This is a genomic window from Pseudomonas sp. IT-P74 (assembly GCF_949768175.1).
In the GTDB taxonomy this organism is placed as follows: Bacteria; Pseudomonadota; Gammaproteobacteria; order Pseudomonadales; family Pseudomonadaceae; genus Aquipseudomonas.
In genome coordinates, this window is the sequence record NZ_CATKQD010000055.1 from 121,330 (window position 1) to 145,513 (window position 24,184).

Annotated in this window: 16 protein-coding genes; 7 read left to right on the plus strand and 9 right to left on the minus strand. The window is 59.8% G+C overall.

What is annotated here, in order from left to right; genetic code table 11:
* Positions 1-88: 88 nt before the first annotated feature.
* The gene (locus ACM6J5_RS20970; RefSeq protein WP_414929261.1) at positions 89-2,377 is read left to right on the plus strand and encodes an autotransporter outer membrane beta-barrel domain-containing protein; all 2,289 of its coding nucleotides are present in this window, start codon (positions 89-91) and stop codon (positions 2,375-2,377) included.
* Between the two features lie 64 nt (positions 2,378-2,441).
* Here the strand turns inward: ACM6J5_RS20970 and ACM6J5_RS20975 are convergent, their stop codons facing one another.
* The 4 genes from ACM6J5_RS20975 to ACM6J5_RS20990 all read right to left on the minus strand — a co-directional run bounded on the left by ACM6J5_RS20975 (position 2,442) and on the right by ACM6J5_RS20990 (position 13,018).
* Positions 2,442-8,030, minus strand: coding sequence for an Ig-like domain-containing protein (locus tag ACM6J5_RS20975; protein WP_414929262.1), 5,589 nt, complete (start codon positions 8,028-8,030; stop codon positions 2,442-2,444).
* A gap of 557 nt (positions 8,031-8,587) precedes the next feature.
* Positions 8,588-11,896 carry a hypothetical protein gene (locus ACM6J5_RS20980; protein WP_414929263.1) on the minus strand — a complete coding sequence of 1,103 codons (3,309 nt, stop codon included), beginning with the start codon at positions 11,894-11,896 and terminating at the stop codon, positions 8,588-8,590.
* A 137-nt stretch (positions 11,897-12,033) separates the two neighbouring features.
* Positions 12,034-12,420 (minus strand): YbaN family protein, encoded by a 387-nt coding sequence (locus tag ACM6J5_RS20985; protein ID WP_414929264.1) that lies wholly within the window; start codon positions 12,418-12,420, stop codon positions 12,034-12,036.
* 10 nt (positions 12,421-12,430) lie between these two features.
* Positions 12,431-13,018 (minus strand): YecA family protein, encoded by a 588-nt coding sequence (locus tag ACM6J5_RS20990; RefSeq protein WP_150673506.1) that lies wholly within the window; start codon positions 13,016-13,018, stop codon positions 12,431-12,433.
* Positions 13,019-13,420: 402 nt separating this feature from the next.
* Here ACM6J5_RS20990 and recQ point away from each other — a divergent pair, with 402 nt between their 5' ends.
* The 4 genes from recQ to ACM6J5_RS21010 all read left to right on the plus strand — a co-directional run bounded on the left by recQ (position 13,421) and on the right by ACM6J5_RS21010 (position 17,779).
* Positions 13,421-15,547 (plus strand): DNA helicase RecQ, encoded by a 2,127-nt coding sequence (recQ, locus tag ACM6J5_RS20995; protein ID WP_414929265.1) that lies wholly within the window; start codon positions 13,421-13,423, stop codon positions 15,545-15,547.
* Between the two features lie 119 nt (positions 15,548-15,666).
* A complete protein-coding gene (locus tag ACM6J5_RS21000; protein ID WP_007984163.1) occupies positions 15,667-16,101 on the plus strand; it encodes a MarR family transcriptional regulator in 435 nt (144 codons plus the stop codon).
* 127 nt (positions 16,102-16,228) lie between these two features.
* Positions 16,229-17,458: a FimV family protein gene (locus ACM6J5_RS21005; protein WP_414929266.1), complete on the plus strand. Its 1,230-nt coding sequence runs from the start codon at positions 16,229-16,231 to the stop codon at positions 17,456-17,458.
* Positions 17,459-17,491: 33 nt separating this feature from the next.
* Positions 17,492-17,779, plus strand: coding sequence for a SelT/SelW/SelH family protein (locus tag ACM6J5_RS21010; protein WP_108218586.1), 288 nt, complete (start codon positions 17,492-17,494; stop codon positions 17,777-17,779).
* Here the strand turns inward: ACM6J5_RS21010 and ACM6J5_RS21015 are convergent.
* Together ACM6J5_RS21015 and ACM6J5_RS21020 are read right to left on the minus strand one after the other, a co-directional pair.
* The gene (locus tag ACM6J5_RS21015) at positions 17,773-18,666 is read right to left on the minus strand and encodes a DMT family transporter (RefSeq protein ID WP_414929267.1); all 894 of its coding nucleotides are present in this window, start codon (positions 18,664-18,666) and stop codon (positions 17,773-17,775) included. The genes ACM6J5_RS21010 and ACM6J5_RS21015 overlap by 7 nt on opposite strands.
* Before the next feature lie 77 nt (positions 18,667-18,743).
* On the minus strand, positions 18,744-19,502 hold the full coding sequence (locus tag ACM6J5_RS21020) for a helix-turn-helix transcriptional regulator (RefSeq protein ID WP_150673502.1): 759 nt from the start codon (positions 19,500-19,502) through the stop codon (positions 18,744-18,746).
* 134 nt (positions 19,503-19,636) lie between these two features.
* On the opposite strand from ACM6J5_RS21020, the gene ACM6J5_RS21025 reads away from it, so the two are divergent.
* Entirely contained in the window at positions 19,637-20,452 is an 816-nt protein-coding gene (locus tag ACM6J5_RS21025) for a UDP-2,3-diacylglucosamine diphosphatase (protein WP_414929268.1), read from the plus strand.
* Between the two features lie 145 nt (positions 20,453-20,597).
* Here ACM6J5_RS21025 and ACM6J5_RS21030 read toward each other — a convergent pair whose 3' ends face one another.
* Both ACM6J5_RS21030 and ACM6J5_RS21035 read right to left on the minus strand, forming a co-directional pair.
* Positions 20,598-21,188, minus strand: coding sequence for an HD domain-containing protein (locus ACM6J5_RS21030; protein ID WP_150673501.1), 591 nt, complete (start codon positions 21,186-21,188; stop codon positions 20,598-20,600).
* Between the two features lie 27 nt (positions 21,189-21,215).
* A complete protein-coding gene (locus ACM6J5_RS21035) occupies positions 21,216-21,527 on the minus strand; it encodes a DUF962 domain-containing protein (protein WP_095945485.1) in 312 nt (103 codons plus the stop codon).
* A 159-nt stretch (positions 21,528-21,686) separates the two neighbouring features.
* Here ACM6J5_RS21035 and ACM6J5_RS21040 point away from each other — a divergent pair, with 159 nt between their 5' ends.
* Complete coding sequence (locus ACM6J5_RS21040; RefSeq protein ID WP_150673500.1) at positions 21,687-22,748, plus strand: AraC family transcriptional regulator; 1,062 nt, start codon at positions 21,687-21,689, stop codon at positions 22,746-22,748.
* On the opposite strand, the gene ACM6J5_RS21045 is transcribed toward ACM6J5_RS21040, so the two are convergent.
* The gene (locus ACM6J5_RS21045; RefSeq protein ID WP_095945483.1) at positions 22,705-24,159 is read right to left on the minus strand and encodes a TrkH family potassium uptake protein; all 1,455 of its coding nucleotides are present in this window, start codon (positions 24,157-24,159) and stop codon (positions 22,705-22,707) included. The two genes, ACM6J5_RS21040 and ACM6J5_RS21045, sit on opposite strands and share 44 nt — an antisense overlap.
* Positions 24,160-24,184: the final 25 nt, after the last annotated feature.

The following is a 24,184-nucleotide window of genomic DNA, read 5'->3' on the forward strand; positions in this document are numbered from 1 at the left end:
TGCATGTACTGGGTATTGTCTGCTGCCCTCGTAGTCTTTTGCGCTGTTTCATGAAAGACGTGAGGCCTTGATCAATCGGAGCCATTTTATGAACATCGGCAATAGCAAATCGCACAAACCTGCCTTCGCAGGCCCATTTCAAATGCTGGTAGCCATACCGGCATTTTTTTTTCTGAGCCCTGCCGCACTGGCAGCGACCATCGTCGATAACACCACGCTGGACATCGATGCAACGACGCCAACCATTGACTACCTGGTGCGCAACAACGGCGTGCTCAATGTCACAGGCGCCAATACCAATGAGATTACCGCGACCGGTGGGTCGACACTGAACATCAATGGCGCGACCATTACGGCGAGAAGCGGTATCGAAGGGGTCACCATTACCAATAGCCAAGGGACGCTCAACCAGGCCAACGTCACCAGCGATACCCTGGCTCTGGCGGTCAATCGGCTGAGTTCTTCGACGCAAGGCTCGACGGTAACCGCCACAGGTGGTTTTTACCGCGGGGGTGACGCCGGCGCTCAAGTCACAGGCTTGAGTACCCTTACGCTTATCAATACCGAAATCACCGGAACAGGCACCAACAGCGTTGGCTTGAATATCCTCGGTGGTGATGTGCGCGCGACGGCGGGTACCCGCATAAGCGGTGATGCGGCGGGTGTGCGCATGGCCCGCGATCCGTCTCGCTTGGGCAACAACTCGCTGGTCCTGGACAACGCCAGCGTGACAGGCCGTAACGGCGCGGCGATTGTGGTGGATACCGGTATCAGCGCGAATATCGAAGTGCTGAACAATTCCACGCTGCAAGGGAAAGACAACCAACTTCTGATGATAAAGGGGGCCTCCACGGCGGCCTTGAAAGTGGCCAACAGCACCCTGCAAGGCAACGTGAGCGTCGACGGTGGCAGCACCGCGAACCTGACGTTCGATGGCGGACACATGGTCGGCGATGTGGTGAAGGTCGATGATGCCTCGACGGCCAACGTCACCCTGCAAAACGGTTCGACCCTCACCGGCCGCCTCGACAAGGCCAACGGTGTCACCATCAACAGCGGTTCGAACTGGACGCTCACCGGCAATGACAGCATCGGCACACTGGCCATGAATGACGGTCGTGTCAGCTTTGGCGCGGCGGGTGCTCCGGCTACCTACTATCAATTGAATGTCGGGACACTGGCGGGCAACGGTGTGTTTGCCATGAAGGGTGACTTCGCCACCGGCAACCGCGACTTCCTCAACGTTACCGGTGTGGCGACGGGCGACTTCGGCCTGGCCGTGGCCGCCTCCGGGCTGGACGCGGCGTCACCGCAGGCCTTGACCCTGGTGCACACCGCGGCGGGCGATGCGAAATTCTCGCTCGAAGGTGGCCCGGTCGACGTGGGCACCTGGTCCTACGACCTGGCCCGGCGCAGCACGGGGGCAGGGGAGACCGAATGGTTCCTCGACCCGACCACCAAGACCGTCAGCCCCGGCGCGCGCTCGGTGCTGGCCTTGTTCAACGCACCGATCACCATCCTGTATGCCGAGGGTGCATCGCTGCGCAGCCGCATGGGCGAACTGCGTTTCAACGGCGGTAAAACCGGCTTCTGGATGCGTGGCTACGGCAACAAATACAACGTGTCCTCCGGTTCCGGCGTGGCCTATCAGCAGACCCAGCAAGGCCTGTCCCTGGGGGCGGATGTGCGTTTGGGCGAGAGCCAGTGGCTGGCAGGTGTCATGACCGGTTACAGCGATTCCGACCTGAACGTCGAGCAGGGTACATCCGGGACCATCAACAGCTACTACCTGGGGCCATACGCGACCTGGCTGGACGCCGAGACGGGCTACTACTTCGACGCCACGCTCAGGTTCAACCGCTTTCACAATGAAGCCAAAGTCAGCATGAGCGACGGCTCGCGCAGCAAGGGCGACTACCGCAGCTCCGGCATCAGCGCTTCCGCCGAGTTCGGGCGCAACATCAAGCTGGACAAGGGCTACTTCGTCGAGCCGTACGCCAAACTGTCGACCGCGGTGATTCAAGGTAGTGACTATGACCTGGACAACGGCATGAACGCCGACGGTGATCGTGCACGTTCCGTTCTCGGCGAAGCCGGCGCCACCGCCGGCCGTACCTTCAACATGGACAACGGCATGATCGCGCAACCTTATGTGCGTGCCGCCGTGCAGCAAGAGTTCATCAACAACAACCGCGTCACCGTCAACCACGACAACCAGTTCAACAACGATTTGTCCGGCACTCGCGGGCTGCTGGGGTTGGGCGTTGCATTGGCGGTGACCAAGGACGTGCAAGTGCATGCCGATTTCGATTACAGCAACGGTGAGAACATCGAACGGCCGTATGGGGTGATTGTGGGGGGGCGTTGGGGTTTTTAAACGCTTGGTGTGAAGGGTTCCAAAAAAAACGCCTCGCAATGTGCGAGGCGTTTTTTATGCGCGATTATCTAAATCCAACACCGAGGGCGGTGCTCCCCCCTTGTTCATGAACGTCGCCATTCGCGGAAGTAACAATGTTCATACATTTTCTGCTCGGAAATGGCCAAGTAGTGGTGCCTTGGGTTGTCGACCAATAAAGTGCATTGCCCATGGGCCAACGTGAACCATACGCCTGATGAAGTTCATACAGTTCAGCATAACTGGGTATCCGCGCCCCAGCTTGAGTGGCTGCTGTATTGATTCTGGCCCATGTGTCCCTTCCCAGGCCCACGCAATGGATAACACCCGTGACGGTTACGGTGTAGCTCAAGGACTGATTGACCGCATCCTGTACCGTAATGTTAGCAGTGCCGCGACCTCTGACCGTCACCAGTCCCGTGGTATCGACGACCGCCACCGCCGTATTACTGGAGCTATAGGTGTACCCAGGCACACCTCCCGATGCCTGATGTTGCACCGATGTTCCCGGGCCAAACGCTGGAAGGACTTCGGGGTTATTGGGAAGCAAGTAGATTTTCCCGTCCAATGTCACCGGGCTGATATTGAAGTTCAGCGGCGGGGTCGCCGTGTTCACGGTAAAGCGGCGGGCATTGGAAAACTGCCCGGTGCTGACCGCTTTCACCGTGATGCTATGTCCACCCAAGGCCACAGGCAAGGTAGCATTCCAGGTGTCCCCCACGGCTCGCACTATGTGTTTGGGCTCATTGTTATCGTGGATCTGAACCTCATGGTTGGGCGTGACACTCCCTTGAAGGCTCACGGTCGTATCGGTGGTGCTCCCGCCATCTGGCAGCTCGCCACGGGAATCCCTGACGGACGTGATTGTCGGGGCGACATGAGTCGCCACGGTGAAGGTCCGGGTCGGAGACGTTAAATCGCCCTCATCCACGGCGACGAGGTTGTAGGTTTTTTCACTCAATCCACTGATGGACAGGTTCCAGATTGGTCCAGAGCCTTCATCCAATAGGGTATTGCTGTCATACAGCCTGATTTTCCTGTTGGCGCTGGCGGTAACAGTGACCGTGACGGATCGATCATAGGTCGTGCCGCCATTGGGCACCGGTCCCTTGGAGTCAGTGACATTGGTGATATCAGGAGTACCGGCCTCCGCCACGTTGAAGGTGTAAGCCGGAGACTCTAAACCGTCTTCATCCACGGCGACGAGGCGGTAGAGTCTGGCGCTCAACCCACTGATGGGCAGGCGCCAGTTTGGGCCCGTGTCGTTTCCCAATGGGGTATTGCCGTCACGCAGTTCGACTTCCCTGTTGGCGGTGGCCGTGCCAATGACCGTGACGGATCGATCATAGGTCGTGCCGCCATTGGGCACCGGTCCCTTGGAGTCGCTGACATTGGTGATTCTAGGAGCACTGGCCACAGCCACGGTGAAGGTGTAAGCCGGAGACTCTGAACCGTCTTCATCCACGGCGACGAGGCGGTAGGATCTGGCGCTCAACCCACCGACGGGCAGGCTCCAGCTTGGGCCAGTGGCTTCACCCAATACAGTAGCGCCGTCACGCAGCTGGATTTTCCTGTTGGCGCTGGCCGTACCAGTGACCGTGACGGATCGATCATAGGTCGTGCCGCCATTGGGCACCGACCCCTTGGAGTCGGTGACATTGGTGATCTCAGGAGCACTGGCCACCGCCACGGTAAAGGTCCGGGGTGGTTCGGAAACCGCTCCGTCGCCATACAGCGCTTTCGCAGTGAGTCTGTAGGGCTTGACAGCCAGTGAGTTGATCACTTGGTTCCATGTGCCATTCTCGGTTGGAACTTCAAACAGCGACGTTGTCCCATCGAATAGCTCAACTGTCTGATTGGGGCTGGCCGTGCCGGTGACGGTGACGGATCTGTAATAAGTCGTTCCTCCCTCGGGCACTGTGCCTTTGGCGTCGGTAACATTTTTAATCACGGGTTTATCGGCCTGGGCAACGGTAAAGGTCCGGGGCGGTTCGGAAACCGGTTCTTCACCATACAGTGCCCGTGCGGTGAGGGTGTAAGGCTTGAAAGCCAGTGAGTTGATCACTTGGTTCCATGTGCCATTGCCGGTTGGAACTTCAAACAGCGACGTTGTCCCATCGAATAGCTCAACTGTCTGATTGGGGCTGGCCGTGCCGGTGACGGTGACGGATCTGTAATAAGTCGTTCCTCCCTCGGGCACTGTGCCTTTGGCGTCGGTAACATTTTTAATCACGGGTTTATCGGCCCGGGCAACGGTAAAGGTCCGGGGCGGTTCGGAAACTGGTTCTTCACCATACAGTGCCCGTGCGGTGAGGGTGTAAGGCTTGAAAGCCAATGAGCTGATCACACGGTTCCATGTGCCATTGCCGGTTGGAACTTCAAACAGCGACGTTGTCCCATCGAATAGCTCAACTGTCTGATTGGGGCTGGCCGTGCCGGTGACAGTGACGGATCTGAAATAGGTCGTTCCTCCCTCGGGCACTGTGCCGTTGGCGTCGGTAACGTTGTCAATCACGGGTTTATCGGCCCGGGCAACGGTAAAGGTCCGGGGCGGTTCGGAAACCGCTCCGCCGCCATACAGCGCTTTCGCGGTGAGGCTGTAGGCCTTGATAGTCAGTGAGTTGATCACACGGGTCCAGGTGCCATTACCGGTTGGAATTTCACCCAGCGATGTTGCCCCATCGAATAGCTCAACTTTGTGATTGGGGCTGGCCGTGCCGGTGACGGTGACGGATCTGAAATAGGTCGTTCCTCTCTCGGGCACTGTGCCTTTGGCGTCGGTGACATTGGCAATGGTCGGAGTGATGGCCTCAACCACCGAAAACGTCCTGAGCAGACTGTCCACCGGGGCTGCGTCATACAGGGCACGGGCGAGAATGTGGTAATTCTTCACAATCAGATTGGTCAGCACCTTCGTCCAGATGCCGCCATTATCAACATCGACGGGTCCAAGTGACATGGAACCGTCAAACAGTTCAACCTTCTCGCCCCGCGTCGCCGTCCCGGTGATGGTCACTTGCCTGAAGTAAGTGGATTCGCCCTCGCCGACCGTACCTTTCGGGTCAGCCACGTCAGTAATCTCCGGCGTCAGGTAGTCGTACCGGGTTTTGACGGTCAGCGCCAGACGCGGAAACTCGATGGCCGTGTGTTCCTGCGAGTCGCCATCGAAGGCAACCTTGCAGATCACCGTCGCCGGTGAAGCATGACCCAGTTTCAACAGTTCGGATCTGAGGAGGGTTTCATTGAGGCCGTTGGCGAGTTGTGTCTGTGTGATCTCCGTACCGTCGAGCAGTTCAATCGTGTGAGTCGCACCGGATGCGGTCTTGCCTTGCAGCCTTAGCCAGATGCGTTGTTTGAGCGCGATAAATGGCCATTTATCGACAGTGACTCTGGCGTCGCCGGCAAAGGTCATCAGGTCAAGGATGCCGTTGGGGGCCTGGGGCACTTGTGGGCGCGGAAGCTGGTTATCGGGATCTTGAAACCTCAACACATTGAGGGTCAGCAAATCGGAGGGTTTCCAGAAATTGTAGCGCTTGACCTCATAGGACACTGCAACGCTTTTACCGATGTTCGGCCCTACGACAGAGGACGGCAGAGAGAACTTCACCCGGCCACTGGCGTCTGCCGGTAATTCCAGATCTTCCGATGTGCCCGCACCGGGTGTGCCGCGCCATTTCAAGGCAATGGTGTCCAGTGCCGGATCCATGTTTGCGTATTCGACCGATACGTCCACGCCCTGGGTCGCATTCATGGGATCAAGCTCGTCATCCGGGGCCTGAATCACCCTCGGTGGCGGAAGCTCTCCCACCAGTTGACCAATCAACAGATTCAGCGTCGCCGAGTAACTCGTCAGGCCGGTGCCGGCGTGTTTGAGGGTGTACCTGACCTTGACGTACTGCCCGATGTTGGCCGAGACAAACCAGGCGTCGACCCGGAAGTTTACCGGCTTGCCCGCAATGACGGACGTGATCGGTAGCCAGTCGCTGGTACTGCTGCCAGCGCTGATACCCGTCCAGTAATACGTCAGAATGTCGCCTTTGAGCGTCCCGAGGTATTCGATCCGTACCGTGGCGTTATCGAAAATTTTTGACGGGTCCAGCACGTCGTCGTCGGCCTCCACTACCTTCGGCGCCGGCAGCGTGGCCCGGATGGCCTTGACATCGACCAGCAGGTGCTCGGATTCGCTGACCCCATAAATTGCCGCTTTATCGTTGGACACCACATACGACAAATCCAGCTTGCCGTCAGCCAGAACGGCGATGTGTTCACTCAGCACGTAAATCGTGATCTTCTTGCGCTCGGCGTCCCCCTGGCTGACGGTGTACTCCTCGCCATGGACATAGGGCTGACCATTGGATCGGGTGCCCAGCCATCTCAGGTTGATGAAGTCGCCGTTGGTCATTCCCGGGTAAGTGATGTCTACGGTGGCAATGGAGTTGTCAGGCTCGAGGAGGTTGCCGACCAGCTCCCGAATGGTCGGTGCCGGATGCGCATACACATCGCCGATCACACTGGCGAAGGCGCGTTTGGAGGAGAGCGGTGGACCGCCATTGAGTTTGGTCAGGACGTAGGAGGCGTCGGCCGAGCCCATGGCGATGGCGCGGACCTCGGCGTAAGGCACCATGAAATCCTTGACGCTGGGGATGTTGTCCACGGTCCATGATTCGGTATGAATCAGCGGGTTGCCAGTGAGCGGCGTGCCGATCCAGGTCATCGTGACCGTATCGCCCAGGTCGAAATCAGTGCCCACGACCAGGACTTGTACTGTCACGTCTTTCTGGTTCAGTTTCTTGAGGTCGATCACACCGTTGTCCGACTCCCGGATCATCGGTGGGTCCAGACGCCAGGCGCCTGCCTCCACCCGCACGGTGGTGGCTTGCGACCATTGTTCGGAGTAGTTCCAGACTTCGTCGTGGACCTCGTATTGCACCATCAGTGCCGCGCTGTCGCCGCCCGCCAGTATGTCGGCCTGCGTGGCGGTGATCACGATAGGCTCGGAGCCATCAACTTGTGCCGTCGTGACAAAGTGAGGTGCCAGATAAGCGCTGCCCCATTTCACCTGGACCACATCGCGCACGGCGATGTTCGGGTACACGCCGATGGTCATGGGCACGCCCCTTTGCGCCCACTCGGCATCCACGCCGTTTTTGATCACGTCTTCCGGCAGTTGCGCAATATGCAATTCGGAATGGCCCGGTAGATGAGGGTCTTTGTCGCGCCCGGCCGGCCGATCCAGTTTCACCAACAACCGCAACGGCACGGCCGGGTCATCGGGTACGGGTTCACCCTGACGGGTCAACACGTAGTAGACCTCCTCGACCCAGCCGGAAACGATAGCCTCGGCATCCAGGAAAAAAAACACGGTCTTGTCGACTTCATCTGGCTCGACAATCCGGGTAAGGAGCTTCTTGGTGCCCCAGTAGATATCCAGCGTATCGCCGGCGAGCATTGGAAAGCTGTAAGCGTTGACGGCACACAAAATGCCTTCGGGGTACTCTTCGACGGCGTGGATGTTGAGGCCACCGTCACCGTCAACGACCGGATGCGTCATGCCGGCAATCAGCAAGGGGCGTAGAGCAAGAGGGGAAATGGCGGCCGGGAAAACCGGAAACAGAAACGAGCGGAAATGCGACATGGAAAAAGCCCTCGTCGATGTGATGCTATTCAGGTGCGAATAGATCGTTCGATTGGGCCCCAGGTCGGGGGTGTTGGCTACTGTCAGAAATAACAGGTTGGGGTGGGTTTTCGATGAGTGGTAGGTGTTTTGCCTGGGCTGATTTGAGTGACAGATTTTGGTGCTGATGCAGGGCATGACATGAGGGGGGGCAGGCCGGGCGAGTATTCGGTGATGTCGATTCAACGTTGATTGTAATTAGACTCTCAGGAGTTGAAAAAAGGGGCAGATAAGCGAATCCGTCCCCTTTTCCTTTTTTTACCCCTTACTCAGTCGCCTTTTCTCGTCCCCTATCTATCAGGTGATGGGTAATCTGGCTCCGCTGGAGTAGACACACTGTTGTGGCGGGGCGGTTGACCTCACCACAGTTTCTTGAAGAAACATCAGCATACCTACAGAACATCGCAATCGAGTCAGTATTGAGCAGTTGCATCACTAAACTGAGCAGATTTATTATTTCAAATAAATCTGCTCAGTTTTTTTCTAGAGAGATCAGGGTGTAAGTACATATACTGAATTCAATATGTTAGTTCAAAATGATCCAGGCATCTAGCTTTGAAAAAAGAAATTTTAGTAATTCTATCTGCTGAAAACTCAAATTTGTTCTCTCCCGGATGCGTTTGTAATGTTATGTCTTCAGTTTTTGCGTTTCCATAATGAATTCTGAATGCTGTAGTGTTTGTGTCATTTAGAGTAAATGAAGAATGCCAAAAAACAACTTTCGAACACGGTTGGTCGAAGATGACTTGTAGTTCCCGGTAGGTTGGTCCTGGATTATAACTAGCGTTAAACGGATCAATAACCATACCTCGTGAATGCTCTGTCTCGTATTGAGGCCTACGGATGTGGCCATAGCCGGTACCTGCTGGCCTAACAGTCATAGTCAGTGTCATGTACTTACATTTGACAACAGTCCCATCGCGGAGATCCATGTATTCCATGTCATCAAAGTTTTCAATTAATGCTGGCTTGGCAACGAGAATGCGCCAAGGATCCGAGACGGGTTCGCTGCCATACAGCGCCTTGGCAGTAAAACTGTGGGCGGCCAGGCTCAGGCCCGTCATGGGATGGGTCCAAATGCCGGTCGTGAGGTGGGCGGTAGCCTTGCCTTTGGAGGTGGTGCCGTCAAACACCTCGACCTGTTGGCCCTTGCTGGCGGTCCCCGTGAGGGTGACGGCGGTGTCGACGGTGGTGCCGTTTTGAGGGATTTCAACGCCCTTGGAGTCTTCGGCCTTGGTGATCGTCGGCGTCACCACCTCGAAGGCCTTGATCGTGTAAGTGCGTACGGGAAAAACCACGGCCTCGTTCTCATTCGTGCTCTTGTTGAGTGTCGCTTTACACTCGATGGTCAGGGTACTGCCATCTTTCAAGGTTCGAAGGATGGCGGCAGTGAGGCCGCGATTTTGAAAGCCATTGTCGATCCACTGCTGAGAGACAGCTGAACCCGGTACGATACTGTAGTAATAGTGGCTGTTGTCAGCGTAGGTACCGCTCAGAATCATCCAGGCACGCTGACCAGCGCTGATCAACGGCCAGACGCCAATGCGAGAGGCGGTATTGGCGGTCAGGTTACCCACATTGAATTCGGGGCCTTCGCCATTGTTGTCGGCAGCCAGGATCAGGGGCTTGGGCAGTTCGCTTTGCGGCAGATTCTGTACCGCCAGGCTCAACGGCAATGACGCAACAGGTTTGCCGTCCCGGGTAACGGTAAACGTCACAGTCACCGTTTTGCCCAGGTTGAACGCCAGCACCGTGACCGGCAGTTCAATGTTCAGACTCGTCTCACTGATCGGCCTGGCTGCGGTGGTGTGGGAAGCCTCGGCATGGCTGCCGGGCGCCGCGGCCCAGGTCACGCTCAGCAGGTCGGTCAGCAGCAACCCTTCCGGCGGCACCTCGGCCGTCAGCGCTTCCACGGCGTTCATCGGGAGCAAGGTTTTGCCGTCCGGTTCGGCCTGGCGGATTTTCGGCGGGTCGAGCGCCAGTGCCGCGCCCACACTGAAGTCCAGTGGCTGTGAATGCCGGGTACGTTCCCCCGCCCGCTCGACGAAGTACCTCGCCCGCACGGTGCCGCCCTCGTTGCCCTTGATCAAATCGGCGTTGATGGGGAAGGGCACCGGTTTACCGGCGGTGATCGAGCTCAGGGTGACGAAGTCGCTGGACAGGCCGGTTTTCGAGCCCACCCACTCGCGTGTCACCGTGTCGTTGGCCAGGGTATTGAGCCAGGTGGCGGTCAGCGTGGTGCCGTTGCGGTCCGGGTCGAGAACGTTGTCGACCACACCGGCTACCGTCGGCGCCGGCAGCTCCAGGCGCGGCTCGCCAACATTGAGCAGTGCGGCATGTTCGGACTCGCGGACCGCATTGAGCGCACTGTAGTGATCCAGCTTGGCCAGCACACTGTCGTCGCTCAGCAATTGGTAATAGAGCTCCAGCGTGCCGCCTTCCAGGGGCTTGATGTGGACGCCGTCAACGGTGATGTACAGCGGTTCTCCGGCGCTGATGTCGCCATGGGTGATGGGGCGCAATGGCAGGTCGGGCAGGGACGGGGTGAGATCCGGCAGGGTGCCGAGCCAGAACAGTTTGATCGCCTGACCGGCCTCGAACGAAGCATCGAACAGGATTTCGATGCGCGTGTCTGGCAGGTCCGGATCGAGTGCCCCTTGCGAGGCGTCTTTGGCGATTGGCGCCTTGAGGCGCTGGAGTTCGCCGATGACGCTGATGAACTGCCCTTTGGAATGAAATTCGGCCGAGCCATCGGCTTTCTGGAGGCGGTACGACAGCACCATCTGGGTCTTGGCCAGGCGTCGCAGCAGCGCATTGTCGATCGATATTTCAAGGATGGTAGGAAAGCTCTCCAGGACCTTGCCCGGCAGTTCCTGGTCGATCGGTGTCCCTTCCACCGGCGTGCCTTTGAGCTTGAGGAAGATGGTGTCGCCCACCGCGAAAAACTTTTTGTCCATGGCAATGACTTGCCCGGTGCCCTCGGCATCGCCCAGCTTGTCGAGATCCAGCACATTGTTAAGCGTTTCCTCGAGCAGTGGCGCCTCCGGGCGCGCCGCGTCGATGCTGACCACCACCCGTTGGGCGGCACTCCAGTCCTCGGAGCGGTTGTCGACCTTGTCGTAGAGTTCGAACACCACCGCCAGCCCGGTGCTGTCAGAGTCCCCCGCGTCACGGATCGTGGCCTCGTCGACATGAATGACGATAGGCGTTTTGCCGTCGGCCTGATCCTGGGTCAGGGGCGGGTTGAGCACGAAAACGCCGCCCCAGCTCAGGCGGATCACATCGCCGGGGCTAATGTCCGGGTAGAGGTCAATCCCGATGTCGACGCCATCGGCCACGTTGTCCTGATCGATGCCACCCTCGAGAATCTCGCGGGGAATGTGCATGATCAGCTTGGAGTGGCCCGGCGTGTCGTTGTCATCCTTGCCGCCGGGGCGGGTGAGTTTGACCAACACCTTCATCACTTCGGAGGGCTCGGCCGTCTGGCCCAGACGGGTCACGGCGTAGGAGACATCGACGTTGCCGGCAAGGATGTGCCGTGCCTCCACGAACATCCGCAGTTCCGTGTTGACCTCTGAAACGTCCACGGTCTTTTGCAGCACCTGATTGCCCAGGCCCCAGAAAATTGCCAGGCGGTCGCCTTGGCCCATGACCCCCCACGGGCCGGCCAGACATTGCAGGCCATGGCGCGGGAAGTTGTCCAGCACCGCCGCGATGTTCAGGCCCCAGACATCGGGGTTGCTGGAGATCGGCTCCCTGGTGCGTCCGGGAATGTCCAGCTCGCGCAGGAGGTTGATGTGGTTGTCGGGGGAACGGGACGAGGCCATGGGCGGGACTCCGGTCGAGGGAAGGGGACGGAGTGATTTAAAGCCTGAAGGGGTGGGGCTGCCTACTGTCAGATCTGACAGGTCGGGAGGGGTTTCCGATAAGTGGTAGGGGGTTGTCGCCAGGGTCAGGGGCCTTTTTACAGGGTCTTCTGCCGCAGGATGTAAACCGTCACCAGCACCGCACTGGTCAGCATGAAACCCCGTGCCCAGGGCTGCGCTACCAGGTAGCAGGAGAGCAGGATGCTCGCCCACATCAGGCCGATGGCGTAGACCTTGCTCTTGAGCGGGATGCCGTTACCGTCGAGGTAATCGCGAATCCAGGGGCCAAGCCGTGGATGCTCGACCAGCCATTGATAAAAGCGCGGCGAACTGCGGGCGAAGCAGGCGGCCGCCAGTAGCAGGAAAGGGGTGGTGGGCAATACCGGCAGGAAAATCCCGATCACCCCCAGCGCCACGCTCAGCCAGCCGATGGCCAGCAGCCCGTAGCGCAACATCAGGGGGCGGTTGCCTATGGGGTTGTCCATAGGCCGGATCTTAGTGGTGACGGGGCTTGAGGATCGCCGGTTTTTCGTCTGGTGCGTTGCACAGCAGGTACAGCGCGGTCAGGGCTTCCGGGATCTGCACGATCATGTCGTCCATCAGGTTGGCATCTTTGGCGATGTCTTCGAACTCCGGCTGCTCGTCGAACAGGCCCGAGCCGACCATGATCGGCAGCAGCATTTCGCTGACTTCTTCTTCGGCGCTTTCGAACCAGGCCGCTTCGCGCAGGAATACGCCTTCCATGAAGCCGATGCACCAGCCGCGCAGCTCGGAATCGTCCGGGTCGTCGCCCAGGTCCAGCTCGCACGGCAGCTCGAACTCTTCGTCGGAGGCCAGTTGGCGGGCGATGTGGGCCTTGAGGCCGATCAGCGTGGCTTCGATCTCTTCGCGCTGGGCTTCGCCGCTGTAATGCGGCTCTTCGGCGAAGAGGGCGTCGATCCACTCACGATCAGGAACGACTTCGGAACAGATCGACAGCGCGGTGAGGTAGCCGTGGGCGGCCACGTAGTCCAGCGCCTCGTCATGCAGTTCATCGGCGTCGAGGAAGACTTGCAGGCGGGTTAGTTGCTCAGCGAAGGACATTAAAGGGCTACCTTGGGGAATGTTCGATGCGGGAATTCTAGGCCTTCTTGAGCGCTTGGGCCAGCCGCACGGCATATTTGCACCGTATTCCCTGTAGGAGCGAGCCTGCTCGCGATAGCGGTGGTTCAGGCGAAATCAATGTTGACTGTGATGGCCTCATCGCGAGCAGGCTCGCTCCCACAGTGTTCCCACAGTTTTTTTGCACATCAGGTTTGCCGGTGTCTTATCAGCGGTGCCCTTTGCCGGACGGGGCTCGGGTATACTCGCGCGTTTTGTGATGCCCTGCTGGCGTCACGGCTGAAATGTAAAGCGTCATGCAATGCGCACTTACGATTTGTCGGTGCGGCGTTGCGGGTTCTGAGCCAGCCTTGCAGGGATGTTTCGGTGATTTTTGGAGTTTCTATGCTCGAACAGGCTCAACGCGTCCTCAAGGACATCTTCGGCTACGACAGTTTCCGTGGCCGCCAGGGTGCAATCATTGAGCGCGTGGCCAGCGGCGGCGATGCCCTGGTCCTGATGCCTACCGGCGGCGGCAAGTCCCTGTGCTTCCAGGTGCCGGCGCTGTTGCGCGAAGGCCTGGCCGTGGTGGTCTCGCCGCTGATCGCACTGATGGATGATCAGGTCGCCACCCTCGAAGAGCTGGGCGTGGCGGCGGCGGCATTGAACTCCACCCTCAGTGCCGAGCAGCAGCGCGACCTCGCCGCGCGCATCCGCCGCGGTGAAGTGAAGATGCTCTACCTGGCGCCGGAACGTCTGGTCCAGCCGCGCATGCTGTCCTTCCTGCAGGGGCTGGACACCGCCCTGTTCGCCATCGACGAAGCCCACTGCGTGTCGCAATGGGGCCACGATTTCCGTCCGGAATACCTGCAGCTGGGGCAGTTGGCGGAAATGTTCCCCGACGTGCCGCGCATCGCCCTGACCGCCACGGCCGACAAGCGCACCCGGGAAGAAATCGTCACCCGACTGCACCTGCAAGACGCCGAGCGCTTCCTGTCGAGCTTCGACCGGCCGAACATCTTTTATCGCATCGTGCCCAAGGAACAACCGCGCAAGCAGTTGCTGGCGTTCCTCGCCGAGCGCCGTAGCGATGCGGGCATCGTGTATTGCCTGTCGCGCAAGAAAGTCGAGGAAGTCGCCGCGTTCCTCAGTGAGCAAGGCTTCCCGGCGTTGCCTTACCACGCCGGGCTGCCCAACGATTTGCGGGCCTACCATCAGAAACGCTTCCTCAATGAGGAAGGCCTGATCATGGTCGCCACCGTGGCGTTTGGCATGGGCATCGACAAGCCCAACGTGCGGTTTGTCGCGCACCTCGATTTGCCGAAATCCCTTGAGGCCTATTACCAGGAAACCGGTCGCGGCGGCCGTGACGGCCTGCCGGCGGATGCCTGGATGGCCTACGGCCTGCAAGACGTGGTGATGCTCAAGCAGATGCTGCAGAACTCCGAGGGCGACGAGCGTCACAAGCGCCTGGAGCAACACAAGCTCGACGCCATGCTCTCGCTCTGTGAAGAAACCCGCTGCCGTCGGCAAACGCTGCTGGCCTACTTCGACGAAGACATGCCCGAGCCCTGCGGCCACTGCGACAACTGCGTCGACGGCGTGCAGACCTGGGATGCCACCGAGCCTGCGCGTCAGGCGCTGTCGGCGATCTATCGCACCGGTCAACGCTATGGCGTCGGGCACCTGGTGGATGTGTTGCTGGGCAAGGACAACGAAAAAGTCCGCAGCTTCGGCCATCAGCACCTGTCGGTGTATGGCGTTGGCAAGACGATGGCGGAGGGCGAATGGCGTTCGTTGTTCCGCCAGCTGGTGGCCCGTGGCCTGGCGGACATCGACCTTGAAGGCTACGGCGGCCTGCGCCTGAGCGACAGTTGCCGGCCGCTGCTCAAGGGTGAAGTGACCCTGGAGTTGCGCCGCGATCTCAAGGCGCAAACCGTGGCGAAAAGCAGCAAGAGCCAGGCGAGCCAACTGGTCCGTGGCGAGGAGCGCGAACAATGGGAAGCCTTGCGCGCCCTGCGTCGCAAACTCGCCGAAGAACATGGCGTGCCGCCGTACGTCATCTTCCCCGACTCGACCTTGCTGGAAATGCTGCGCAGCCAGCCGACCTCGCTGGCGGAAATGGCCAGGGTCAGCGGTGTCGGCGCGCGCAAGCTGGAGCGCTACGGCGAGGCCTTCCTCGAAGTGCTCGGCGGCCAGGTCGAGGCGCCGAAACCGGTGGCCGACGTGCGTCACGAACTGATCACATTGGCGCGGGCCGGGATGACGCCGGTGCAGATCGCCGGTCAGTTGCAGTGCTCGGAAAAGAACGTCTACACCATGCTGGCCGAAGCGATCGGCAAGCAGCAGTTGTCGTTGGAACAGGCGCTGGATCTGCCTGAAGATCTGATGGGTGAAGTGCAGGACGCCTTCCTCGACGGCGAAGGTGAGTTGCCGCCGGTTTCCGAGATCGCCGCGCTGTTCGCGGGCCGGGTGCCGGAAGGGGTGTTGTACTGCGTTCGGGCGGCGTTGCAGTCGGAGTTCGAGATTTGAGACATCCGTAGTGCTGATGTAACGATTCACTACAGATCAAGCCTTGCCTCAAGTCGAGGCTCATGCTTAGCTGACTAATAATTAGCTTTTATTTATTTTAGTCTGATCATGAGTGTTTTATGCCGTTAACCGATCAACACCGCTTTGGCATGCAATTGGCCCAGATGTCCCGTGGCTGGCGTGCCGAACTGGACCGCCGACTGGCGGGCATGGGCTTGTCCCAGGCGCGCTGGCTGGTGCTGCTGCACCTGGCCCGTTTCGAAGAAGCACCGACCCAGCGTGAGCTGGCACAAAGCGTTGGCGTTGAAGGCCCGACCCTGGCCCGTTTGCTCGACAGTCTGGAAAGCCAGGGCCTGGTGCAACGCCAGGCAGTGCTGGAAGACCGTCGGGCGAAGAAAATCGTGCTCTGCGCCCCGGCGCGTCCCCTGATCGAACAAATTGAAACCATTGCCACGCAACTGCGTCACGAACTGTTCGAAGGCGTCGATGAGGCGGATTTGAAGGTGTGCATGCGGGTTCACGGGCACATCCTGGGCAATCTTGAAAAGTCTTGAGGCATAACCGAACGCCAGGTTTTTGAGATAGCGCATTGGGCAAACTATAAGAACTACTCGGCCATATCGTGTTCGTAACGGATGTACGAACGCGTACGTGTAGTTTCTGTAGATCTCAAGGATGCTCATGCTCAAGTGTTGGCGATTGGTTTTACGCGGTGGTTCTCAGTGGTTGCTGGCTGGGGCCGCTGTCACTTACTCGGCATGGGCGCCTGCGCTGGGCCTGGGTGAAATCACCCTGCATTCGGCGCTGAATCAACCGCTGCGTGCCGACATCGCACTGGTGGATGCCGCTGGCGTGGAGGAAAACCAGCTGTCGGTGAGTCTGGCAACAGCGGACGAGTTCAGCCGTGCCGGGGTCGACCGGGCATTTTTCCTCAACAACCTGACGTTCACCCCGGTGCTGCGTGGTAATCGCAGCGTGATCCAGGTGACCTCCGGCAAGCCGGTCAGTGAACCCTTCCTGAATTTCCTCCTGCAACTCAATCAGCCTAATGGGCGATTGCTGCGTGAGTACACGGTACTCATCGATCCGCCGGGTTCCCCAAGTGTTGTTCCGGCCGCCGATGAACCGGTTTCGAGTTCCTCTGCGTCAGCATTCCCCCGTGTTCAACCGGTCGTGGCACCGTCACCCGTGGCCAAGGCGCTGCCCGAAACGGACGTCGCCGTGGTTGATCCCGCGGTCGAGCAACTGGCCGCCAGCACCCTGCAAAACCATCAGTTGCAAACCACGGTCGATGAGCTCAGCGCGAAGCTACAAGGCCAGGATGAGCTGATCGCCGACCAGAAAAAACAGTTGGCTGAACTGCAAACACAACTGGCGGAACTCAAAAAGGTAAAGGCGCAACCCATTGCATCCGACGTGGCGGCGCCAGCCCCCGCCATTGCTGAAAACCCCGGGATTGGCTGGTTGCCGATTGCCGGCGTGATGGCGTTGCTGGCGCTGGGCTGGTTTGTTCGCCGTCGACACCAGCAGCATCAGGCCGCAGCTTCAGAGGCGCTGCCGTCGCAGCCTGAACCGTTGGCGGAGCTTTTTACCGAGCCTGTGACGTGGCCCACCGTCAGGCAACCAGTCGTGGTGCCGGCCAACGATGAGCTGGAGTGGGCCGACAGCAGTCGTTCCACCTCGGTCGCTGCTGCCGTGGCGGTGGTTCCGGGTCTGGCGATAACCGGGGAATCCACCACTGACGATGAGTACCGGCTCAACCTGGATGAGCTATCCATGGCGTCGAATTGGGACGTGATCAGCCCAGGCGGGAACCCGCAGCCGGCTGCTCTGGCCATGGTCGAGCCTGCTTTCGAGTTGGAGGCGCAACTCGCTCCGCCGTCTCGACAGCCTCCGGTCGGGCTATCATAGCGGCGTCGTCAAACTCTGGAGTCACGTTCCATCATGACCGTCAGCAAACCGGAAATCGTCATCACTTATTGCACGCAATGCCAGTGGCTGTTGCGTGCGGCCTGGCTGGCCCAGGAACTGCTCAGCACCTTTGGTGATGATTTGGGCAAAGTCTCCCTGGTGCCGGGCACCGGCGGGGTCTTTCATATCTACTGTGACGCCGTACAGATCTGGGAGCGCAAGGCCGACGGTGGCTTCCCCGAGGCCAAAGTGCTCAAGCAGCGGGTCCGCGACCAGATTGATCCGGACCGCGACCTGGGGCACAACGACCGCACTCAGTGAGACGCGGCCTCGGCTGCAATGGCTGTCTTGCTTGAACCGCTCGAGAACCGGCTGGACACCACAATTGCCACAATGATCAGCACGCCCCCCAGCAACATGCGCAGGGTCGGGTTTTCGTTGAACAGCAGCCACGCGACGGTGATGCCGTAGACCGGCTCCAGGGCAAACACCACGGCGGCGGTGCGTGCCTTGATCACCGCGAGGCTGGCGACGAACAGGCTGTGGGCGACACCGGTGCAGAACACACCAAGCAGGCCGATCCACAGCCAGTCGATGGCACGCACTTCGCTCAATTGAGGCGCCGCCACCGGCAGCAGGCACAGGGCAACCACCACGTTCTGGCACAGCGCCGCCTGTACCGGCGGGACTCGCCCGGAACTGGCACGGTTGGTCAGTGACAGCAAGGCGAACAACAACCCGGAACCCACGGCCCACAGCAGGCCGGTGGTGGCGCCACTGGCCAGGTCAAAATCGGGTGTGACCAACACCAGGCCGACACTCACCAGCAGCACCAGCACAATTTCATTGGCGCGAATGCGCTCGCGGAAGATCAGCCCTTCGAGGATCACGGTAAAGGCCGGGAAACTGGCGAAGCCGAGCGTCGCAATCGCCACGCCTGCGACTTTCACCGCAATGAAGAAGCTCACCCAGTGCCCGGCCAGCAACAAGCCGCTGAGCAGCAGCCGACGCCAGTCCACCGCTTCGAGTTTCTGCCAGCGTGTCTGGCTGGCGAACCGTGCAAAGAACGCCAGTGCGAGCACGGCAAACGCGGCACGGCCGAATACGATAATCGCCGGGGACGCGGCAGCCAGTTTGCCGAATACGCCGGTCAGGCCGAACATCAATGCGCCGATATGCAAGGCGCCAAGGGCGGTACGGGGAGTCATTGCAATCCTTAACGACAAACGAACAGAGGCCTCATTGAAGCGCGTATTGGCTCATCAAGTCTGTCGGCAAACTCGCGTTATTTGTCGCCAGCCTCGCGCCGCAGTTTTCCGGGTGATGCCCCGAACTCGCGCAGCACCGCCGCCGCGAAGGCACTCTGGGAGCTGTAGCCGACGCGGCTGGCAACCTCGCCGATGGGCAGCGCCGAGCTACGCAGCAAGCCCGCCGCGATGTGCAGGCGTCGGCTGCGGATGTAATCCATCGGCGTCTGCCCGCATTCGGCCATGAACCGTGCATGCAAACGGGCACTGGAGAGGCCCGCGACCCGGGCCAGGTCGGCCACTTGCAACGGGTACGCCGCGTATTGATCGATGTGTGCATTCAGCGCCGCATAGGGCAGGCGCCGACCGCCGACAGCCTCGGGTCTGGCATTGTTGAGACTGGCCAGCAACAGCACCGCGCCTTGTTGAGCGATCAGCGGATCATCCACCGGACTGTTCGCCAGCCAACTGACCAATTGGCTTTGCCCGGCGTCCAGGGGCAGGCGCCCGGCGTTGTCGAGCAGGCGTCGGCTGGGCTCGGCGTGATCGCCCAACGACTGGGCGACCCATTGTTCGCCGGGGACATCCAGCACCAGGCAGCGGCTGCCATTGGCGCTGCCACAGGCGTGATGCGCTCCGGAGGGCACCACCACGAAGCTCTGCTGGACCACCTGGCTGCCACGGCCGTCGACCTCGAAATCCAGCGCGCCCGAAAGCCCGAACACCAGTTGCGCGTGTTCGTGGCTATGGACGATCAGGTCATGGCTGTATTGGCGAAGCGTGAGGATCGGTCTCATCGCGGGTCTCCCGGTTCAGGGCATCAGTCTACACCGAGCGGGCCAACAAGCGCTGTCACAGGACTGACTTGGCGCTGTCATGGACCATTAACCGGCTCGGGGCAGACTTGGCAAAACTTGCCAGAGGGTTGCCCATGACCAGCGCCGAGCTCGCCAAACCCACCCGTAAGCAACGCGTACGGACTTTATGGATTTCCGATGTGCATTTGGGCACCCGGGATTGCCAGGCTGAACACCTGTCGCAGTTTCTCAAGGGCTACCACGCAGACAAGATCTACCTGGTGGGCGACATCATCGACGGCTGGAAACTGCGCGGCGGCATGTACTGGCCGCAAGCGCACACCAACGTCATCCGCCGCCTGCTGACCATGAGCAAGCGTGGCACCGAGGTGATCTATGTCACCGGCAACCACGACGAATTCCTGCGCCGCTATTCGAAACTGATCCTGGGAAACATCCAGTTGGTCGACGAAGCCGTGCACGTCACCGCCGACGGCCGGCATCTGCTGGTGATCCATGGCGACCAGTTCGATGTGATCACCCGTTACCACCGCTGGCTGGCGTTTCTCGGTGACTCGGCCTACGAATTCACCCTGACCCTCAACCGCTGGCTCAATCATTGGCGCGCGCGATATGGCTACGGCTACTGGTCGCTGTCGGCCTACCTCAAGCACAAGGTGAAAACCGCAGTCAGCTTCATCAGCGACTTCGAAGAAGCCATCGCTCATGAATGCGTCAAGCGCGAACTGCACGGAGTGGTGTGCGGGCACATTCACCATGCCGAGATTCGCAAGGTCGGCGAGGTGGACTACCTCAATTGCGGCGACTGGGTGGAATCGTGCACCGCGCTGATCGAGCACTGGGATGGCACGATCGAGTTGTATCGCCTGGCGGATGCCCAGGCGCGGGAGGCGCAGGTGAAGGCGGCCGGGGTTGCAGAGTTGGCCTGATGATCAATGTGCCTGTGCGGGCCTCATCGCGAGCAGGCTCGCTCCTACAGTTGATTTTTGCTGAATACAGAATCTGCTCGCGCCGCAAAACCCTGTAGGAGCGAGCTTGCTCGCGATGGACCGCGAAGCGGTCCCGCTGGATCTGTCAGGCTGGCGAATGCTCCTGCATCGCCGCCTTGTAGATCGAATTCCTGGGGTGCGCAAACAGGCGCTCCATCATCGGTTCGAAAAAGCTCAATGGCAGCGTGTCGTACGCCGGGTCAAACGCCGCCGCATCGTACCTGGCGCAGAATTCGACGGTCGCCTGGTACTGCGGATGGTCCTGGAATTGCTCGCGCAGATGCCGGTCCATGCCCAGGTGATGGAAGAAGTAGTAGCCCTGGAAAATCCCGTGCTTTTCCACCATCCACAAGTTCTCGGCGCTGACGAACGGCTTGAGGATCGCCGCCGCGATGTCCGGGTGATTGTAGGAGCCCAGGGTGTCGCCGATATCATGGAGCAGGGCGCAGACCACGTACTCTTCATCGCGGCCATCGCGCCAGGCGCGGGTGGCGGTTTGCAGGGAGTGGGTCAGGCGATCCACCGGGAAGCCGCCAAAATCACCCTCCAGCAGTTTCAGGTGCGCCACGATCCTTGTCGGCAATTGTCGGGCGTACGCGCTGAAGTCCGCGGCGATGATCGCCCAGTCTTCCTGTGTGCCGTCCTTCATGTGGGTGAAGCGGGCATTGGCATTCATGGGCAACTCTCTTGTGACGGGTGTCAGCTAGAACGGTACGCGCCCCAGGATCATGTCCCGGTACATGACGAAATCGCCGAGCAGGCTATAGATGGGATGTTGGAACGTTGCCGGGCGGTTCTTTTCGAAGAAAAAATGTCCGACCCAGGCAAAGCTGTAGCCTGCCAGCGGCAGGGTCCACAACAGCATCCAGGCTCCGCGACCAATGGTCAGCGTCAGAATCAAGATAACCAGGGTGGTGCCGATAAAGTGTAAACGGCGACAGGTACTGTTGCTGTGCTCACTGAGGTAGTAAGGATAGAACTCAGCGAAGCTGTTGAATCGTTTGACGTTTTCCACGACAGCGATCTCTGTGGTTATTGTTCTTGCTGCAAGTTGTTCAGCGGGTAGCCTATTTGAGTCTAGAGTGATCAAAGGCATCAGCCAGTGACAATAGGCGCCACTTTAGTATCCTTCGGTCAATAGCCGTAGCATTCGGCCACCATGTAAGAAAACGCCATGAGCGAACGAACGACTTCTGCAAGCTGGGCGATGGGGATTGTCAAAGCGCTGGAGATGGACGGCCTGGATTGCCGGGTTCTGTTCAAGCAGCTGGGACTCGACTACGCGGCACTGGATGATCTCGACGCACGCTTCACGCAAGACTCCATGACACGGCTATGGCAGCGCGCGGTCGAGCTGTCCGGCAACCCGGCCATCGGCCTGAACATGGGCAAGGTGGTGCGACCGGCGCAGTTTCATGTGGCCGGTTACGCCTTGATGTCCAGCCGGACCCTGGCCGAAGGCTTTCAGCGTCTGGTGCGTTTTCAGCGGATCATCGCCGAAAGTGCCGACCTGAGCTTCCAACTACTGGAAGAAGGTTACGCGCTGATTCTGACGGTGCATGGCGATCATCTGCCGCCGACCCGGCAAAGCGCCGAAGCTTCGCTGGCCTGTGCCCTGGGGCTGTGCGGCTGGTTGACCGGGCGTACGTTGCAACCACGCAAAGTGTTGTTGCAAGGCGCCGAGCCGGTCAATCTGGAACCCTATAAACAAGCCTTCCATGCACCGCTGGTGTTCAACGCGCCTTTCGATGCGCTGATTTTCGAACGCGCCGATATGGAAGCGCCGCTGCCGACGGCCAACGAAGCCATGGCGTTGCTGCATGACCGCTTTGCCGGCGAGTACCTGGCGCGTTTTTCCGAAAGCCGCGTGACCCACAAGGCGCGGCAGGTGTTGTGTCGCCTGTTGCCCCAGGGGGAGCCCAAGCGCGACACCGTGGCGCAGACGCTGCATCTGTCCCAGCGCACCTTGCAACGGCGTTTGCAGGAAGAAGGCACGAGTTTTCAGGCGCTGCTGGACGATACCCGGCGCGAACTGGCCGAGCAGTATTTGGCGCAACCGACCATGACCTTACTGGAAATTGCCTACTTGCTGGGGTTTGCCGACCCAAGCAACTTTTTCCGTGCTTTCCGCCGCTGGTTCGATGCCACACCCGGCGAGTACCGGATGCGGCTGATGCAATCAGCTGAAGCGATCAATGACGCCAAAATGCCGGAATACAAAGCACAAACACCGTAATGATCTCCAGTCGGCCCAGCAGCATGCCGAACGAGAGAATCCACTTGGCGGCATCCGGCAGGGTGGCGAAGTTGCCCGCCGGGCCGATGGTTTCGCCGAGCCCGGGGCCTACACCGGACACGGTACTGGCCGCGCCCGTGAGGGCGGTCATCCAGTCCACGCCGAGCAGCGACAGCAGCAGTGCAATCACGCAGATGGTGATTGCGAAGAAGAACGAAAAGGTCAGGATCGACCGCACGATTTCTTCGTCGAGGCGGTGACCGTTGTACTTCTGCTTGATCACCGCCCGCGGGTGAATCAACTGGTTAAGGTTGGCCTTGAGCAGGATATAGGCCACCTGGAAGCGGAAAATCTTGATCCCGCCCGCGGTCGAGCCGGAGCAACCGCCGACAAACCCCAGGTAGAAGAACAGCATCAGCGAGAAATTGCCCCACAGGCTGTAGTCCCCCAGTGCAAAACCGGTGGTGGTCACTACCGACGTCACGTTCAGCGCCACATGCCGCAACGCCTCCAGCCAATGCAGCTGGGTCGTCCACCAATACCAGGTGCCGAGCACCAGCCAGGTCACCAGCAGCATGCCGAGCAGGCCTTGAACCTGTTCATCCTTGATCAGCGCCCGACGGTTACCACGCAACATGGCGACATACAGGGTGAACGGCAGGGCACCGAGAATCATGATGACGATCGCGACCCAGTGCACCGCCGGTTGCGGCCACTTGGCCAAAGACTGGTCGGAGGTGGAGAAACCGCCGGTGGAAATCGCCGACATCGCATGGTTGATGGCGTCGAACAGGCTCATCCCGGCCCACCAGAACGCCAGGCTGCCGACAATGGTAATGCCGACGTAGGCCGCCACAATCAAACGCGCCACCATGTGCGAGCGGGGCATGACCTTTTCCGAGCGGTCCGACGATTCGGTCTGGAACAGCCGCATGCCACCGATGCGCAACAGCGGCAGGATCGCCACCGCCATACCGATAAAACCGATGCCGCCGATCCAGTGCAGCAACGAGCGCCACATCAGGATGCCGGGGGACATGGTGTCCAGGCCATTGAGTACGGTTGCGCCAGTGGCGGTGATGCCGGACATGCTTTCGAAGAATGAATCGGTGTAGCTGATGTGCTGGGTCAGCAGGAACGGCAGCGCGGCGAAGATGCACACCACCAGCCAACTGCTGACGGTCAGCAGGTACATGTCCCGGGGGCGCAGGTGAATGTGTTCGGGGCGCCCCGGAATCACCAGCGCCAGACCGGCGACAAAGGTGATCATGCTGGCCCAGAGGAACGACGGCAGATCGCTGGTGCGCTCGAAAATGACCAGCGTGGCCATGGGCACGACCATGGAGATCGCCAGCGTGATCAGGAAGATGCCGATGATGAAACCAATGATCCGTAAGGTCGGCAACGCCATGAGGTCCGCTCGGCTGATAGTGGAA